We start from the raw sequence: 16783 nt of genomic DNA, 5'->3' as shown, positions 1-16783 counted from the left end.
CCTGTCACGTGGGGGGCAGGCGACGCTTCGTGATGGTTTCGTACAGTTCCAGATAACGGTCGGCCATGACCGAGGGTGAGAAGCGGCGGCGGGCCTCGCGACGGCATTCCTCCGGGTCCAGCTCGTCGACCCGCAGCATCCACTCGGCCAGCTCCTCCTCGGTGTCCGCGAGGAAGCCCGTGCGGCCGTGGTCGATGATCTCCGGCAGGCAGCCGCGGCGCAGGCCCACCGGGGGGACGCCGAGGGCCAGGGCCTCCACGACGGCCGTGCCGCCGGGCTCGTCCCACTGGATCGGGAAGAGCGCGGCCCTGGCCGAGGCGTAGAGGAGGTCCCTGGCCGGGCCGCTGACCGCGCCGACCCATCTGACCCGCTCCTCGTCGAGATAGCGGGAGACCTGGTCCAGGTGGTAGCGGACGTCCGGGTGGCTGTGCAGCGGGTGGTAGGGGTTCTGCGTGACGACGTCCAGCTCGGCGGCGGTGTTCCGGCCGCAGACCGGGCCGGCCAGCACCAGCGGGAGGCCGAGCTTCTGGCAGATCCGGGCCGCCACGTGCTGACCCTTGAGCCCGCAGATGCGGCCCATGACCACGAAGTGCTCCCCCCGGTCCACCCGCGGGTCGCCGTTCCCGTCGGCGAGCGGGGTGGCGAGGTGGACGGCGCCGAGCGAGGCCGCGCGCAGGGCCGCGGGGGCGCGGGCGAGCTGCGACTCCGACACGCCGTTGACGGCGATCGACGGCGGGAACGCCCCGTAGAAGGCGGGGTGCTTGCGCAGGTCCCAGTGCAGGGTGTGGAGCACCGGCGGCCCGCCGAGCGCCGACAGCATCGCCGGCCCGACCACCTCCAGGTGATCGTGGACGAGGTCGATGTCGTCGCGGGCGCGCAGCTCGGCCGCCACCCTGGCCTGGTGCGCGTGCGCGATGCCCATGACCTGGTTGTACGGCTTCTGCAGCTCGGTGAACTGGCCGTCGTCGTAGGTGCTGATGAGCTCGTCCACCTCAAGGGTGCTCGACCCGACCGAGGCCAGCACCACGCTGACGCCGCGCTCGCGCAGCGCCGGGACGAGGGTGGCCACCACGTTCTCGATCCCGCCGTAGCCGGGAGGCGGCACCCCCAGCCAGGGCCCCGCGTTCACCAGGACTTTCATGCCGGATCCTCCTCAAGGACAAGGGAAGCGAGCGGAGGTCGCTCCGCCACGGCGACGTTCACCAGGTCGGCGCCCTCGGGCCCGAACTGCAGCAGCGTGTGCGCCGGAGGCTCCGACGCCAGCACGCGGCCCTGGCGCTCCAGGCGGGACCAGGCGGTGAGCATGATCTGCCCGGCCATCCGGCCGAGCGCGGCCATCGACTGATGCGTGTGCGTACGCTGTCCCAGGTCCACCTGGGCCATCGCGTCCAGCCCGATGAGCTGGAGGAGGTCGACGAGGAGGCCGAACTCCACGCCGTACTCGGTGACGAAGGGCACCCGTTCGAGCACCTCGCGGCGCCCGGCGTACTCGCCGCCGAGCGGCTGGGCGAACCCGGCCAGCTCCGGCCAGAACAGGTTGAGCAGCGGCCGGGCCACAAGCTCGGTCACCCGGCCGCCCGCGCCACGATGCACCACCCCGTCCGCGCCCGTGAACGGCCGTTCGTAGGTGGCCTTGACGAAGTGGGTGCCGCTGTTCACCAGTAACGGGCCCACCAGCCCCGACACGTAGTGCGCGGCGAAATTCCGCAGGTCGGCGTCCACGAACACGACGAGGTCGCCGCCGGAGGCGGCCAGCCCCTTCCAGAGCGCCTCCCCCTTGCCCGTCAACGCCGGCAGGTGCGGGAGCACCTCGTCCTGCTTCACCACCCGGGCGCCCGCGGCACGGGCCCGTTCGGCGGTGCGGTCGGTGGACTTGGAGTCCACGACTACGATCTCGTCCACGAGCGGGGTCCGCTCGACGAGATCGCGGCGGATCACGGAGACGATGTCGCCCACGGTGCTCTCCTCGTCACGCGCGGGCAGTACGACACTTATCTTGGTTTTGCCCTTGGCCAGCATCAAGGCGTCGACCGGCCACTCGGCTGCGCTGCTCGAGTGCGGGCCATACCACTGCTGGTCGCCGGTCAAGGCTCGCAGATCTGTATCCATGCGGTCAGTCCCGATCTCATGAGGGTCACGGCATCTTGCCCGATCTATACGCCTTCGAACATTTTTGTTTGATCGCGGCTATAGGTGGCATATGCCGGATTGTGTCCCCGATAACCCGAGTCGGCATCATAGGTGCCGGAAATGTCGCCGCTCGTCATGCAGACGTCCTGTCCGGTTTCCCCGATGTCACGATCGCTGGGATCGCCGACACAGATCCCCACAGAGCCGAGGCTCTGGCCTCACGACATGGCGCCAGCGCCTACGGAGGCCATGCGGACTTGCTCAGTGCCGGCGGTCTGGATGCTGTCTATGTCTGTGTGCCTCCTTTCGCGCACGGTAACCCGGAGCTTGATGTTCTGTCGTGCAATCTGCCGATTTTTGTGGAAAAACCCCTTTCGCTTGACCTCCAAACCGCAGAAATAATCGCGTCCGAAATAGAGCGGAGATCTCTGCCGTCCGCCGTCGGCCATCACTGGCGTTACCTGGACATCGCCGCCCGGGCCCACGACCTGCTCGCCGGCCGCCCGGTACGCCTCGCGCTCGGCCACTGGCTGGACAAGGTCCCCCCGGTCGCCTGGTGGCTGGACCGCGGCAGGTCCGGCGGCCAGATCGTGGAGCAGGCGGTCCACGTGCTGGACCTGGCGCGGCTCCTGGTGGGCGAGGTGACGATGGTGCACGCCGTACCGTGCGGGACCACCCCCATTGACGGCGAGGTGAACGGCGAGGTGAACGGCGAGGTGGACCGGGCCACGGCGGCGGTGCTGCGGTTCGCGGACGGCGCGGCCGGGCTGCTGGCCACCTCGTGCCTGCTCACCCGCAAGCACCGGGTCGGCCTGGAGGTGTGCGCCGACGGCATCGCGCTGGAGCTGAGCGAGACCCGGCTGCTGGTGGACGGCGAACGGGTGATCAAGGACAACGGCCAGGCCAAGACGCGGGTGGACCGGGAGTTCATCAACGCCGTCCGGAGCCTGGAGGCCGACGTGCGCGTGCCGTACCGGGAGGCCCTGCGCACCCACCGCCTGGCCCTGGCGCTCGCGCGGTCCGCGGCCGACGGCCGGCCCGTGACCCTCGACCCCGCCGGCGAGGCGACAGCGGTGACAGCCGGTGACCGAGCCGGACTCGCGGAGTGAGGCCATGAACGTCGCGGCAATGCTCAGCATCGAGGCGCCCGGACGGGTGGAACTGGTCGAGGAGAAGCTGCCCGAGCTGCCCGAGGGCGGGTTCCTGGTGGCGACCACGCACAGCGGCGTCTCCGCCGGCACCGAACTGACCTACGTCAAGGGCACCAACCCCTACCTGACCTCGTCCTGGGACCCGGCGCTCGGGCTGTTCAGTGAGGGCACGCCCTCGGTGACCTACCCGGTACGCGGCATCGGCTACATGCAGGTCGGCCTGGTGGTCGAGAGCCGTACCCGGGCGGTCGCCGAAGGCTCGCTGGTCGCCATGGCGTACGGGCACCGCACCGCGTACGTGGCCGACCCGATGGCCGACCGCTTTGTGGTGTTGCCCGACGACCTCGACCCGGTGCTCGGCGTCTACGTCGCCCACATGGGCCCGATCTGCGCCAACGGACTCCTGCACGCGGCCCACGACCTGCACGGACCCGCCGTACGGCACCTCGGGGACGGCGTGCGCGGACGGCGGGTGGCGGTCGTCGGCGCGGGCGTGGTGGGGCTGCTGACGGCCTGCTTCGCGATGTGGGCCGACGCCGCCGAGGTCGTGGTCGTGGACGAGACCGCCGCCAGGCTCGCGATCGCCGCCCGGCTCGGCGCGAACGTCCTGGCCGCCGACGACGACCCGGCCGTGGCGCTCAAGCGCCGCTGGCGGCACAGCCCCAGCGACCGCGGCGCCGACGTGGTCTTCCAGTGCCGCGGCCAGCCCAGGGCGCTGGCGCTCGCGCTGCGGCTGCTGCGCCCCCAGGGCACGCTGGTGGACCTGGCCTTCTACACCCAGGGCGCGCAGGAGGTGCGGCTCGGCGAGGAGTTCCACCACAACGGGCTGACCGTGCGCTGCGCACAGATCGGCAGGGTGCCGCGCGGCCTGGCGCACGCCTGGGACCGCGAACGGCTGTCACACGAGACGATCGGGCTGCTCCGCGAGCGTGGCGGCCCGCTACGCGAGCACGTGATCACCGACGTCGTCGGATTCCCCGAGGCCCCCGGCCTGCTGTCCGACCTCGCGACGGGCCGCCGGCAGGCCATCCAGGCCGTGCTCTGCGACCATGTCGAGGACGAGGGCGGCTGACCAGCTGAAGTCCCGGCAACCGTGCCCGCGCAGCGTGAACGGGTCGAAGTATTCGCGGAAGCCCGACTGCGCGACCGCCCTGACCACGCCCTCGACCAGCGGGCCGGCCAGGTCGGGGCGGCGCTCCTTGAGCCCCTGCCAGACCAGCCAGGTGAGGTTGATCCAGCTCGGGCCGCGCCAGTAGCGGGCCGGGTCGAACTCGGGCGCGACCGGGGAGAAACTGGGCAGCACCCCGTCCTTGAGCGCGAACCGGTCCAGCGCGGTGCCGACCAGCGCGTTGACGATCTCGCGCGGCAGCCCGGGCAGCATGAGCGGGGTCAGCCCGGCGGCGCTGTTGGAGCGGATCAGGCAGCCGGTGAGCCGGTCGCGGGGGTGGAACAGGCCGTCCTCGTAGAGGTGCTCGACCATGGCGGCGGTCATCGCGGCCGCCTCCCGCTCGTGCGGCTCCGGGTCCAGGCCGCACACCTCCGCGATCTTGGCCAGCGCGCTCTCCGCCGCCCCGTACGCGGCGTTGAACAGCGGATCCTCGACCTGGAAGGCTCCCGGATCGCGGTAGCCGGAGTCGCGATAGGCGCGGGCGAGCGCGACGTAACGCTCGTAGTCGCGGTCGGTGGGCCGCTCGTCGGCGCTGACGTCGGCGAGATCCCTGCGGACGAACCCGGACTGCCCCGCCTGCACCGCCTTGAGCGGCAGGTCCCAGGCCGGGCTGTTGTCCATGCCCGACTCCCAGGGGTGCACGATCGAGATCAGGCCCTCGGGCGAGCGCCGGGCCGCGCGCAGGAACGCCTGCTGGGCCACCAGCCGGGGATAGATCCTGCGCAGGAACGCCGGGTCGGGCTCGACCAGATGCGCCTTCCACGCGGCCAGCGCGTGCACCGGCGGCTGGACGATGCCCGAGGTCGCGCTCCCGGACGGCGCCCGGACCTGCCAGAACTCGGGGCCGGGGAAATAGGCGCCCTCCGGCACCCGCGGGTTGAACACGATGTGCGGCACCCTGCCGTCGTCCCACTGGGCGCCGAACAGGGCGAGCAGCTCCGAACGGGCCCGCCGCGGCGACCAGTGCACGTTGCCGATCGCGGTGAAGGCCGAGTCCCAGCTCCACTGATGGGGATAGAGACGGCGGGAGGGAACCGTATGGCTGCCGTCCCAGTTGGCGACCAGGACCCGCACGGCGTCACGGAGGATCATAGGAATTTCCTGACGAAGGCTGCGGTTTGGGGAAGGACGATCTCGGGCTCGCCGCGGAGCCGGCATTCGAGGGCGAGATAGCCGTCGTAGCCGACGGCGTCGAGCGTGGCGAGCTGCGCGCCCCAGTCGAGGTGCCCCGTGCCGGGCTGGTTTCTGTTGGACTCGCTGATCTGCATGTGCGCGAGGTAGGGCGCGGCCTCGGCCAGGGAGCGGCAGGGGTCGTCCTCCTCGATGTTCATGTGGTAGGTGTCGCCGACGACCCTGATCGAGTCCATGGCACAGTAGGACACGGCCTCGGCCAGGGTGTTGACCATGTGGTTCTCGTAGCGATTGAGCGGCTCCAGCATGATCAGCACGCCGTTGCGCTGGGCGTGCTCGCCCAGCACGCCGAGGGCCTCGGTCAGCACCTCGCGGTCCTCCTCGGCGCTGCGCGGCGGCTCGAACGGTGGCAGCCGGCGGGAGAACTGCCCCCACGACGCCGGGGTCATGACGCCCAGGCCGCCCAGCTCGCCGATCACCGTGAGCTGGGACCTGAGCTGCTGGATGGCGTCCTTGCGCCGGGCGGCGTCGAAGTCGCCGATGAAGTGCGGCATGTCCACGCACACCGTCGGCATCACCACGCCGTCGGCCAGCGCCCGCTTGAGCTCGGTCAGGCGGCCGGCGAAGTGGAAGTCGCCCTTGCCCCGCAGCTCGATGGCGTCGAATCCGGCCTCGACCGCGAACGCGAATTTCTCCTGCAGCGTGCGACCGGGCAGAAGCTGCTCCTGTACGGCGAGCTTCATTGTGCCTCCTCGAAGTGGAAGACGAGCTGGAGCACCTCTGAGGGGTGCTGGTCGAGCAGGTCGAAGGCCTCGGCTGCCTGGTCGACGGGCATGACGTGGCTGACGAGCTCGCCGGCCTCGACCTGGCCCTCGTGCACGAGCCGCATGAACGTCCGCTGCAGGCGCTCGACGTCCCACCGGTGCGCCAGCCAGGAGGCGACGCCGCCGATCTGGGAGGAGACGAGCTGGACCTGGTTGTGGTGGAACTCCTCGCCCAGCCGCAGCCCGATGCCGTCGCCCTGGTAGAACCCGGCTGCCACGACCCGGCCGCCCTTGCGTACGGTCCTGATCGCCTCGTGCAGCCCGAGATGGCTGCCGCTCAGCTCGATGACCGTGTCGGCGCCCTCGATGCGCTTGCGCGTGAACTCGGCCACCGACCCCGACCGCACGTCGAACACCTCGGCCGCGCCGAACCTGCGGGCCAGCTCCAACCGGTCGGGGATGGCGTCGGCGGCGACCACCCGGGCGCCGCTGAGGACGGCCAGGCGGGTGGCCAGCAGCCCGATGACGCCCTGTCCGAAGATCGCGAGCTGGTCGCCGAGGTGCACGTCGGCGGCGTGCACGGCGTTGAGCGCGATGGCCCCGACCCGGGCGAAGACGCCGGTCAGCGGGTCGGCCCCGGGCGGCAGCACGTGGCCCACGAGCTTTTCCGCGGGCACGACGGCCTCGGCCCGATGGCCCCAGATGCCCCAGACGAGGCTGCCCACGGGGGGATCCGCCACGTCGGGCGCCGCCTCCACCACCTCGCCGACCTCCTGGTAACCCCAGCCGGCCAGCGGGTAGGCGTGCGTCCGCCCGTCGACGAACAACCGGCGCTCGGCGTCCCATTTACGGCTCAGGTATGGATTGGTACCGCGATAGGCGGTGAGCTCGGTGCCCGCGGAGACTCCGGAATAGATCGTACGGACGCGTACGGAACCCGGCACCAGGACAGCGGGTGACTCCACGCTGACGCGGACTTGGCCTGGCTGTTGAAAAGTGATGACGCGCATTCCCCACACTTACGCTTAATGATCAAACAAAAGTCGAAGCTTTACGAGTCGTTTGCAGTCGTTAGTTGCGCTCGTAACACTCTTAAGTCTACGACTTCCGCCGGAGGCGGCTGATGAAATTGGGGTTTCTGGCAGCGTGTCTTCCGGAAAGCCACCATACCGGCAAGCCCTGCCTGCCCGCCGACCAGGGGTTTCCAGGCCATTGGGTGACTTACGGATGACCGAAAAGGCCCAAAGTAGATTTTTTCGGGACATGATCCGCTTTAACGGTCGTAAGCACGAGGAGAGTACAGACCGGTCTCGTATCGACTACCGCACGTTGCCCGGATCGTGGCAGGGGTAAGGGCGGCATAACCCCAAATGGAGGAGCGTGCCATGCCGAAACAGGTAACCGCCGTCCTCTCCGCCACGCTGCTGATCGCCGCCTCGCTCGCGGCCTGCGGTGACGGCGGTGGCGAGCAGTCCGCGGCCAACCAGATCACGGTCTGGACCGAGGAGAACCTCCCGGACCGGATGGCCGTCCAGAACACGATCGTTTCCGAGTTCACCCGTAAGACCGGGATCCAGGTGAAGCTGGTCGGCGTGGCCGAGGACCAGTTCAGCCAGACGATGACGGCCGCGGCCGCGGCGGGCGACCTGCCCGACGTGATCGGGGCGCTGCCGCTGGCCGCCGTGCGCGAGATGGAGGCCAACGACCTGCTCGACACCGAGACCCCCGCCAAGGTCGTCGACCAGCTCGGCCGGGACTCGTTCTCGGCCCGGGCCCTGGAGCTCGACAGCTCGGGGGGCAAGCTGCTCGGCGTGCCCAGCGACGGGTGGGCCCAGCTGATCCTCTACCGCAAGGACCTGTTCGAGAAGGCCGGGCTGCGGCCGCCGGACACGTACGAGAGCCTGGAGGCCGCGGCGGCCAAGCTCAACACGGGTGGGGTGGCGGGCATCACCCTGGCCATCGCGCCGAAGGACGCCTTCACCGCGCAGAGCTTCGAGCACGTCGCGCAGGCGAACGGCTGCCAGCTCGTGGACAATTCCGGAAATGTCACCCTTGACTCGCCGCAGTGCGTGAGGGCGTTCGACTTCTACGCGAAGCTGGCCAGGGACTATTCCGTCAAGGGCAAGCAGGACGTGGACTCCACCCGGGCCACCTACTTCTCCGGCAAGGCGGCCATGACGATCTGGTCGTCGTTCATCCTGGACGAGCTGGCGGGCCTGCGCAAGGACGCGACGCCGAGCTGCCAGGAGTGCCGCGCCGACCCCGAGTGGCTGGCCGCGAACACCGGCGTGGTCACGGCGCTGAAGGGCCCCGACGGGAGCGCGCCCGCCCAGTACGGCGAGATCGTCTCGTGGGTGATCACCCGGGACGCCTCCAGGGACCCGGCGGCCAAGTTCGTCTCCTACATGATGAACGAGGGCTACGAGCGCTGGATCGGCATGGCGCCCGAGGGCAAGTTCCCCACCCGCAAGGGCTTCGAGGACAGGTGGAACAAGCTGCCCGCCGGGGTCGACACCAAGAAGCCGCTGGCCGACGTCTACCCGGCCGACGTGCTCGACGCCCTGCGCAAGAGTCCCGACACCTTCGCCCGCTGGGGCATCCCGCAGGGGCAGGGCAAGCTGGTCGGCGCCACGATGGGCGAGCTGCCCGTGCCCAAGGCGCTCAGCTCGGTCGCCGACGGGTCGCTGACCCCGCAGGCCGCCGCCGCCCAGGCCAAGGCCGACGTGGAGTCGATCAAACGCGGGATCCGGCAATGACCGCGACGCCCGCCCGTACCGTGAGGCCGCCGGCGCCGCCGGGGCGCCGGTCGCGCGGGCGGACGCTGCGGGAGCAGGAGGGGCGCGCCGGGCTCGCGCTCATCTCGCCGACGCTGATCATCACGCTGGTCGTGGTGGTGCTGCCGCTGCTGTGGGCGATCATGCTGGCGTTCCAGGACGCGCGGCTCATCAACATCCGCCGGGTGGGCGTCTTCGGTCACTACACGCTGGAGAACTTCACGTACGTGATGTCCGAGCCCGGCTTCTGGTCCTCGCTGGTCAACACGCTCGTCTACACCGTCGCGGGGACGGTGTTGTCGATCGCGATCGGGCTGGTGACGGCGCTGGCGCTGCGCGACAGGTTCAGGGGCCGGACCCTGATCCGGGCCTCGATCCTCATCCCGTACGTGGCGCCGGTCGTGGCGGTGGCGTTCCTGTGGGAGACGATGCTCAACCCCCAGTACGGCATCGTCAACACCTGGCTCAGCGAGCCCATCGCCTTCCTGACCCAGGCCAGGGGCGAGTTCCTGGGGGTGCAGGTGCCGGTGGCGCTGCTGACGGTGATCGCGTTCGAGGCGTGGCGGTATTTCCCGTTCGCGTTCCTGTTCATCCTGGCCAGGCTGCAGGCCCTGCCGGCGGAGCTGGACGAGGCCGCGGTGGTGGACGGGGCCACGCCGACCCAGCGGTTCCGGTACGTGATCATGCCCCAGCTCTGGCGGATCATCGCGTTGCTGTCGGTGTTGCGGTTCGTGTTCACCTTCACCAAGTTCGACGACGTCTACCTGCTGACCGGGGGCGGGGCCGGGACCGAGGTGGTCAGCGTGCGCGTCTACAACTTCCTGACCGCCCGCGACGACATCGGTGCCTCGGCGGCCCAGGCGATCGTCCTGGCCCTGTTCCTGGTCGTCTTCCTGGCCATCTACCTGCGCTTCTTCGCGGGGGGCGAACGTGAGAACTAAGCGACCGATGAGCAGGGACAGGTTCGAGCGGGGGCTCCTCAAGGTGCTGAAGCCGCTGGTGATCGCCTTCCTCTTCCTGATCACCGCGTTCCCGTTCCTCTACATGGTGATGCTGTCCGTCCGCGACATCCAGGAGCTCATCCTGGAACCGGGCTCGTTGTGGCCCCGCGGCTTCACCCTGGACACCTACGTGGACGTGCTGACCAGGCAGGGCTTCCTGACCTTCCTGAGGAACAGCGCGATCATCGCGGTCGCCTCGGTGGCGTGCACGCTGCTGATCTCGATCCCCGGCGCGTACGCGGTGGCGCGGCTGCGCTTCTTCGGCCGGCGGCAGGTGCACTTCCTGTTCCTGGCCGTCTACCTCTTTCCGGCGATCGTGCTGGCCATCCCGCTGTTCGTGCTGTTCACGATGCTCGGGCTACGGGGATCGCTGGTCGGCCTGATCCTGGTCTATATCGCGCAAACGGTGCCCGTCACGGTATACATGCTCCGCAACTACTTCGAGACCGTGCCGCGAAGCGTGGAGGAAGCGGCCGCGATCGACGGATGCACGAGACTGTCGACCATCTGGCGCGTGGTGCTGCCGCTGTCCAGGCCCGCGCTGCTGGCCACCGGCCTCTACGCATTCATGATCGCTTGGAACGAGTTCCTGTTCGCCCTGCTCTTCCTGGTGGAGAGGAGGGAGAGCTGGACCGTCTCCCTGGGGCTCTCACAGCTGGCGGGGAGCATAGAGATCCCGACGACGGTCCTGATGGCAGGATCGGTGGTGCTGACACTGCCCATCGTGATCGTGTTCTTCGCCGGCGAGCGACTGCTGACGGAGGGGCTCACGGCAGGAGCAGAGAAGGGATAGACCATGCTGACGGCAGGGCAGATCCTCCAGCTCATCCGCGATGGTTCCTGCCGGACGCGCAAAGAACTGATCGAGTACACCGGCCTGTCCCGGTCGACGATCACCGACCGGGTCGACCGGCTCATCGACGCCGGCTACATCCACGAGTCCGGCGTCGGCGCCTCGGGAGGCGGGCGGCCGCCCTCCATGCTCGCCGTGGACGCCGCCAAGCGCCTGGTGCTGGTGGCCGACCTGGGCGCCAGCCACGCCAGGGTGGCGCTGACCGACCTGGCGGCCCGCCCGTTGGCCGAGGAGAGCACCGAGATGCGCATCGAGCTCGGCCCCGAGGCCGTGCTGTCGTGGGTGCGGCAGGCGTTCCAGCGCATGCTGGACAGCGTCGGGCGGACGGCCGCCGAGGTGTGCGGCATCGGCCTGGACCTGCCGGGCTCGGTGGACCACACCACCGGCCGGGTGATCAGGTCGTTCCTGATGCCGGGCTGGGACGACCATCCGGTGGGGGCGGCGCTCGGGGAGACGTACGACGTGCCCATCCTGGTCGAGAACGACGCCAACGCGATGGCGCTGGGCGAGTGGTGGTCGTTCTGGCGGGACACGGACTCACTGATCCTGATCAAGGTGTCCACCGGGATAGGCACCGGGATCGTGATCGACGGGCGGATCTACCGGGGGGTCGAGGAGGCCGCCGGGAACATCGGTCACGTACGGCTGCGCGAGACCGACGACCGGGTGTGCACCTGCGGCTCACGCGGCTGCGTGGCCTCGCTGGCCAGCGGCCACGCCCTGGCCGGCGACCTCGGCGTGCAGTACAGCCGCGATGTCGTACGCCTGGTGCAGGCGGGCGATCCTGGGGCCATCGCGCGCACCCAGGAGGCGGGGCGCACGCTGGGCATCGTGCTGGCCACGGCCGTCAGCCTGCTCAACCCTGGCGTGCTGGTGCTGGCCGGGGACATGGCCGAGACCAGGGAGCACTACCTGACGGGCATCCGGGAGATCGTCTATCGGCGCAGCCTGCCGTACACGACCAGGAACCTGGAGATCGTCACGACCTCGCTCGGTGACCGGGCGGGGATCGTGGGGATGGCCGTGATCGTCATGGAGCACGTGCTCTCCCCCGCGTCCGTGGACGCCGCCCTGGCCACGACGGTGACGTGACCTCGTTCGTCAGCCGAGGGCGCGACGCAGCAGGCCGGGGGCCGTGACGAGCGAGGGGCCGTACCAGGTGAGCAAGCGGCCGCTGACCAGCGCGCAGTCCAGGCCGGGGAAGCACTCCGGCCCGTCGGTCTCGCTGAAGGCGTAGGGCTCGTCCGGCAGGACCACCAGGTCGGGCCGCCGCTCGACCAGCTCGGCCAGCGGGATCTTGGGGTAGCGCTCCGCGTGGCCCGCGTAGAGGTTGTCCACGCCGAGGTGCCTGAGCACGTCTCCGGTGAACGTGTCGCGACCCACCACCATCCACGGCCGGCGCCAGATCGGCACGATCGCCGTCCGCCGCGGGCCCCGCCCGGGCTCGCGCCACGCCTCCTCCGCCGCGTCCAGCCACCCGGGGCGGCCGGTCCCGCACGCGTGCGTGAACATGCGCTCCAGCGAGGCGAACGCCTCCGCCAGGGTCTCGATCTTCGTGACCCAGACCGCGAGGCCCGAGGCGCGCAGGGCCTCGATGTCGGGCGCGCGGTTCTCCTCGGCGTTGGCCAGCACGACATCCGGCCGCAGCCGCCTGATCGCGTCCAGGTCCGGGTTCTTGGTGCCCCTCACCCTGGTCACGTCGAGGTCCTCCGGGTGCGAGCACCAGTCGGTCGCCCCCACGAGCGCCTCGGGGACCGTCGCGGCCACCGACTCGGTCAGCGACGGCACCAGGGACACGATCCGCCGGACCGTGTCGGGGACCCGCACGTCAGCACCTGTGTCGTCCACACCGCCAGCCTAGATCCGCAGCCGCCTGGTGAGCCCCTCCACGGACCCGCGCCGCCCGGGGTCGTCCCGGGCGGCGCGGCCGGACAGGGTCAGCCCTTGAGGGCGCTGAGCGCGCTGTCGTAGTCGGGCTCCTGGGTGATCTCCGGCACCAGCTCGGAGTAGATCACCTTATTGTCGCCGTCGAGCACCACCACTGCCCGCGCCGCCAGCCCGGCCAGCGGCCCGGACTCCTGAGCCACGCCGTAGTCGCTCAGGAACTCCCGCCCCCGCATGAGCGAGAGCGTGGTCACCTTGTCGAGCCCCTCGGCGCCGCAGAAGCGCTTCTGCGCGAAGGGCAGGTCGGCGGAGATGCAGAGCACCACCACGTCGGGGTGCTCGGCGGCGATCTCGTTGAAGCGGCGCACCGAGGCGGCGCAGACGCCCGTGTCGAGGCTCGGGAAGATGTTGAGCACCTTGGTCGCCTGGCCGAAGTCCTCCAGGGAACGCTCGGCGAGGTCCGCGCCCACCAGGCGGAACGCGGGAGCGGCGGCCCCGGGCCGCGGGAAGGTGCCGCCTACGGTGACGGGGTTGCCCTTGAAACTGACGTCGGACATGAAAGCCTCCCAGATAGCGATGTGCCCCGGACCGTGATCCTATCGGCGCGCGTCTTCCCACTCGATCACCACCCGCACGAATCGGCCGATCGCGTGCGGGTCCGGATTCAGACGTTGCGCCGGTACTGGCCGCCCGCCTCGAACAGGGCCTCCGTGATCTGGCCGAGCGAGCAGTGCCGGGCCGCCTCCATGAGCACCTCGAACGCGTTCCCCTCCGACATCGCCACCTCGCGCAGCCGGGCGAGCTGGGCGGGGGCCTCGGAGCGGTTGCGCTCGTGGAAGGCGTGCAGCCGGTCGAGCTGCGAGCGCTTCTCCTCCTCGGTGCCCCTGGCCAGCTCCAGCTTGTGCAGCTCGGGCTCGTCGTCGCCGCGCGGGTTGCGGAAGGTGTTCACGCCGACGATGGGCAGCGAGCCGTCGTGCTTGCGCATCTCGTACAGCATGGACTCGTCCTGGATCTTGCCGCGCTGGTAGCCGGTCTCCATCGCGCCCAGCACGCCGCCACGGTCGGACAGGCGCTCGAACTCGGACAGCACCGCCTCCTCCACCAGGTCCGTCAGCTCCTCGACGATGAACGAGCCCTGCAACGGGTTCTCGTTCTTGGCCAGGCCCCACTCGCGGTTGATGATGAGCTGGATCGCCATGGCCCTGCGCACCGAGTCGGCCGACGGGGTGGTCACGGCCTCGTCGAAGGCGTTGGTGTGCAGGCTGTTGCAGTTGTCGTAGATGGCGATCAGGGCCTGGAGGGTGGTGCGGATGTCGTTGAAGTTCATCTCCTGGGCGTGCAGGGACCGGCCCGAGGTCTGAATGTGGTATTTCAGCTTCTGCGAGCGCTCGCCGGCGCCGTAGCGCTCCCGCATGGTCACCGCCCAGATGCGGCGGGCCACCCGGCCGAGCACGCTGTATTCGGGGTCCATGCCGTTGGAGAAGAAGAACGACAGGTTGGGCGCGAAGTCGTCGATCCGCATGCCCCTGGCCAGGTAGGCCTCCACGTACGTGAAGCCGTTGGCGAGCGTGAAGGCGAGCTGGCTGATCGGGTTGGCCCCGGCCTCGGCGATGTGGTAGCCGGAGATCGAGACCGAGTAGAAGTTGCGCACGCCGTTGCGGATGAACCACTCCTGGATGTCGGCCATCATCCGCAGCGAGAACTCGGTGGAGAAGATGCAGGTGTTCTGGCCCTGGTCCTCCTTGAGGATGTCGGCCTGGACGGTGCCCCTGACCGTGGCGAGGGTGCGGGCACGCAGCTCGTGGTCCTCGCGCTCGTCGGGGTCGCGGCCGTGGTCGGTGCGGAAGCGCTCCCTCGCCTGGTCGATGGCGGCGTTGAGGTAGAAGGCCAGGATCGTGGGGGCGGGGCCGTTGATCGTCATGGACACCGACGTGTTGGGCGCCGCCAGGTCGAAGCCGTCGTAGAGCACCTTCATGTCGTCGAGCGTCGCGATGGAGACCCCAGAGGTCCCGACTTTTCCGTAGATGTCGGGGCGCATGGCCGGGTCGTGCCCGTAGAGCGTCACCGAGTCGAACGCCGTGGACAACCGGGTCGCCGGCTGCCCCTCGGACAGCAGCTTGAAGCGCCGGTTGGTACGGAACGGGTCGCCCTCGCCGGCGAACATCCGGGTCGGGTCCTCGTCGTCCCGCTTGAACGGGAACACGCCGGCGGTGAACGGGAACATCCCCGGCAGGTTCTCCCCACGCAGGAACCTGAGCAGGTCGCCGTGATCGCTGTAGCGGGGCAGCGCCACCCTGGGGATGCGGCTGCCGGAGAGCGTCTCCCGCCAGAGCGGGGTGTGGATCTCGCGGTCGCGTACCTTCACGACCAGCTCGTCGGCGGTGTAGCGCTCCTTGAGGGCGGGCCAGGTGTCGAGCAGCGTACGGCTCTCGTCGCTCAGCTCCGCCTCGGCCCGGCTCTCCAGCTCCGCCAGCCGCTCGTCGTCCAGCAGGGCCCGCACGGCGGCGACCTGCTGGCGGCGGCGGGCGATCTCGGCCTGGGCGAGCGTCTCGGCGTGGTAGCCGCGCACGGTCTCGGCGATGTCGGCCAGGTAGCGCACCCTGGCGGGCGGGACGATGGCGGCCGAGGCCTTGGACGTGCGCCCGGACACCTCCGGCAGCAGGCCCGGACTCTCCCCGGTCGGCAGCAGGCCCTTGAGGTGGTGGTAGAGGGCCGTGACCCCGGCGTCGTTGTAGCGGGCGGCGATGGTGCCGAAGACCGGCATCTCATCGGGTGAGACGCCGAACGCCTCGCGGTTGCGTACGAGCTGGCGGCGCACGTCACGCAGGGCGTCCTCCGCGCCGCGCCGCTCGTACTTGTTGATCACCACGGCCTCGGCGAAGTCGAGCATGTCGATCTTCTCCAGCTGGGAGGCCGCGCCGAACTCCGGCGTCATCACGTAGACCGGCACGTCCACGTGCGGCACGATCCCGGCGTCGCCCTGGCCGATGCCGGGCGTCTCGACGATCACCAGGTCGTAGCCGGCGGCCCGGCAGGCGTTGATCACGTCGTCGAGGCAGGCGGGCACCTCGCTGGGCGCGCCCCTGGTGGCCAGGGAGCGGAAGTAGGTCTGCGGGGCCAGGCTGTTCATCCGGATGCGGTCGCCGAGCAGCGCGCCGCCGCCACGCCTGCGGGTCGGGTCGATGGCGATGATCGCGATGCGCAGCTTGTCGTCGTTGTCGACGCGGAACCTGCGGACCAGCTCGTCGGTGAGCGAGGACTTGCCCGAGCCGCCGGTGCCGGTGATGCCGAGCACGGGCGCGCGCCGCTCCCCCGTCCCGCGCAGGCCCTCGACCAGCTCGGCCGGGGCGCGCCCCGACTCGATGAGGGTGATCGCGCGGGCCAGTGCCGCCTGGTCGCCCGACACGACGGCCTCCGCCGAGGGCGGGTCGTCCAGCTCGACGTCGCACTCCTGGATCAACTGGTTGATCATGCCGGGCAGGCCGTAACGCTGGCCGTCCTCGGGCGAGAAGATGCGGGTCACACCGCGTGAATGCAGCAACTCGATCTCCTCGGGGACGATCACTCCGCCCCCGCCGCCGTACACCTTGACGTGTCCGGCCCCGCGCTCGCGCAGCAACTCCACCAGGTACGTGAAGAACTCCACGTGCCCGCCCTGGTACGAGCTGATCGCCACCCCCTGGACGTCTTCCTGGATGGCCGCCGTGACGATGTCGTCCACCGAACGGTTGTGTCCGAGGTGGACGACCTCGGCACCCTGCGACTGGAGGATGCGTCGCATGATGTTGATCGCCGCGTCATGGCCGTCGAACAGGGCCGCGGCGGTCACGAAACGGACGGGGTGTACCGGGACGTGCACGCCTGATCACTCCTTCGTAGAGCTCTCTCTCTAAGATACTAGGACGTCCTACTATTTCTGTGCCATGA

The 16783-nt window shown here is 70.0% G+C and carries 14 protein-coding genes and 1 pseudogene; 6 read left to right on the top strand and 9 right to left on the bottom strand.

All coding sequences use genetic code 11. The features are described 5' to 3' along the window. Positions 1 to 4: 4 nt before the first annotated feature. The 3 genes from BLS95_RS24350 to BLS95_RS58060 are packed head-to-tail and all read right to left on the bottom strand — an operon-like array spanning position 5 to position 2330. Positions 5 to 1141, bottom strand: coding sequence for a glycosyltransferase (locus BLS95_RS24350; protein WP_090935414.1), 1137 nt, complete (start codon positions 1139 to 1141; stop codon positions 5 to 7). Next, positions 1138 to 2109: a glucosyl-3-phosphoglycerate synthase gene (locus BLS95_RS24345; protein ID WP_090935411.1), complete on the bottom strand. Its 972-nt coding sequence runs from the start codon at positions 2107 to 2109 to the stop codon at positions 1138 to 1140. Before BLS95_RS24345 ends, BLS95_RS24350 begins: the two co-directional genes overlap by 4 nt. A 44-nt stretch (positions 2110 to 2153) precedes the next feature. After that, positions 2154 to 2330 (bottom strand): hypothetical protein, encoded by a 177-nt coding sequence (locus BLS95_RS58060; protein ID WP_245765272.1) that lies wholly within the window; start codon positions 2328 to 2330, stop codon positions 2154 to 2156. Between BLS95_RS58060 and BLS95_RS24340 the strand changes: the two genes are divergently transcribed. Both BLS95_RS24340 and BLS95_RS24335 read left to right on the top strand, forming a co-directional pair. Continuing rightward, a complete protein-coding gene (locus BLS95_RS24340; protein WP_245765267.1) occupies positions 2277 to 3239 on the top strand; it encodes a Gfo/Idh/MocA family protein in 963 nt (320 codons plus the stop codon). The genes BLS95_RS58060 and BLS95_RS24340 overlap by 54 nt on opposite strands. A gap of 4 nt (positions 3240 to 3243) precedes the next feature. Next, the gene (locus tag BLS95_RS24335) at positions 3244 to 4353 is read left to right on the top strand and encodes a zinc-binding dehydrogenase (RefSeq protein WP_090936017.1); all 1110 of its coding nucleotides are present in this window, start codon (positions 3244 to 3246) and stop codon (positions 4351 to 4353) included. A gap of 9 nt (positions 4354 to 4362) precedes the next feature. Here BLS95_RS24335 and BLS95_RS59865 read toward each other — a convergent pair. The 3 genes and pseudogenes from BLS95_RS59865 to BLS95_RS24320 all read right to left on the bottom strand — a co-directional run. Beyond that, positions 4363 to 5541 (bottom strand): annotated as a pseudogene (locus tag BLS95_RS59865) (MGH1-like glycoside hydrolase domain-containing protein); the annotation flags it as partial. Continuing rightward, positions 5538 to 6323 carry a sugar phosphate isomerase/epimerase family protein gene (locus BLS95_RS24325; RefSeq protein WP_090935408.1) on the bottom strand — a complete coding sequence of 262 codons (786 nt, stop codon included), beginning with the start codon at positions 6321 to 6323 and terminating at the stop codon, positions 5538 to 5540. The pseudogene BLS95_RS59865 and the gene BLS95_RS24325, both read right to left, overlap by 4 nt. Then, positions 6320 to 7309, bottom strand: a complete 990-nt coding sequence (locus BLS95_RS24320; RefSeq protein WP_245765238.1) for a zinc-dependent alcohol dehydrogenase — start codon at positions 7307 to 7309, stop codon at positions 6320 to 6322. The genes BLS95_RS24325 and BLS95_RS24320 overlap by 4 nt, the downstream gene beginning before the upstream one ends. 420 nt (positions 7310 to 7729) lie before the next feature. Here BLS95_RS24320 and BLS95_RS24315 point away from each other — a divergent pair, with 420 nt between their 5' ends. Genes BLS95_RS24315 through BLS95_RS24300 form a run of 4 tightly spaced genes read left to right on the top strand, consistent with a single transcriptional unit; the run spans position 7730 to position 12064 of the window. Further along, a complete protein-coding gene (locus BLS95_RS24315; RefSeq protein ID WP_090936011.1) occupies positions 7730 to 9100 on the top strand; it encodes an ABC transporter substrate-binding protein in 1371 nt (456 codons plus the stop codon). Beyond that, positions 9097 to 10059, top strand: a complete 963-nt coding sequence (locus BLS95_RS24310; RefSeq protein WP_245765237.1) for a carbohydrate ABC transporter permease — start codon at positions 9097 to 9099, stop codon at positions 10057 to 10059. Before BLS95_RS24315 ends, BLS95_RS24310 begins: the two co-directional genes overlap by 4 nt. 7 nt (positions 10060 to 10066) lie before the next feature. Further along, positions 10067 to 10912 (top strand): carbohydrate ABC transporter permease, encoded by an 846-nt coding sequence (locus tag BLS95_RS24305; RefSeq protein WP_090935401.1) that lies wholly within the window; start codon positions 10067 to 10069, stop codon positions 10910 to 10912. Positions 10913 to 10915: 3 nt separating this feature from the next. Next, positions 10916 to 12064: an ROK family transcriptional regulator gene (locus BLS95_RS24300; protein ID WP_090935398.1), complete on the top strand. Its 1149-nt coding sequence runs from the start codon at positions 10916 to 10918 to the stop codon at positions 12062 to 12064. 9 nt (positions 12065 to 12073) lie between these two features. On the opposite strand, the gene BLS95_RS24295 is transcribed toward BLS95_RS24300, so the two are convergent. The 3 genes from BLS95_RS24295 to icmF form a co-directional block, all read right to left on the bottom strand. Continuing rightward, positions 12074 to 12820, bottom strand: a complete 747-nt coding sequence (locus tag BLS95_RS24295; RefSeq protein ID WP_090935395.1) for a helical backbone metal receptor — start codon at positions 12818 to 12820, stop codon at positions 12074 to 12076. A gap of 89 nt (positions 12821 to 12909) precedes the next feature. Then, positions 12910 to 13413: a thiol peroxidase gene (gene tpx, locus BLS95_RS24290; RefSeq protein WP_090935392.1), complete on the bottom strand. Its 504-nt coding sequence runs from the start codon at positions 13411 to 13413 to the stop codon at positions 12910 to 12912. A 107-nt stretch (positions 13414 to 13520) separates the two neighbouring features. Next, the gene (gene icmF, locus BLS95_RS24285) at positions 13521 to 16715 is read right to left on the bottom strand and encodes a fused isobutyryl-CoA mutase/GTPase IcmF (protein WP_090935390.1); all 3195 of its coding nucleotides are present in this window, start codon (positions 16713 to 16715) and stop codon (positions 13521 to 13523) included. Between the last annotated feature and the right edge of the window lie 68 nt (positions 16716 to 16783).

The organism is Nonomuraea jiangxiensis, from assembly GCF_900099965.1.
In the GTDB taxonomy this organism is placed as follows: domain Bacteria; phylum Actinomycetota; class Actinomycetes; order Streptosporangiales; family Streptosporangiaceae; genus Nonomuraea; species Nonomuraea jiangxiensis.
Note: the sequence above shows the minus strand (reverse complement) of the source record. Positions and strands in the feature narration are given on the sequence as shown.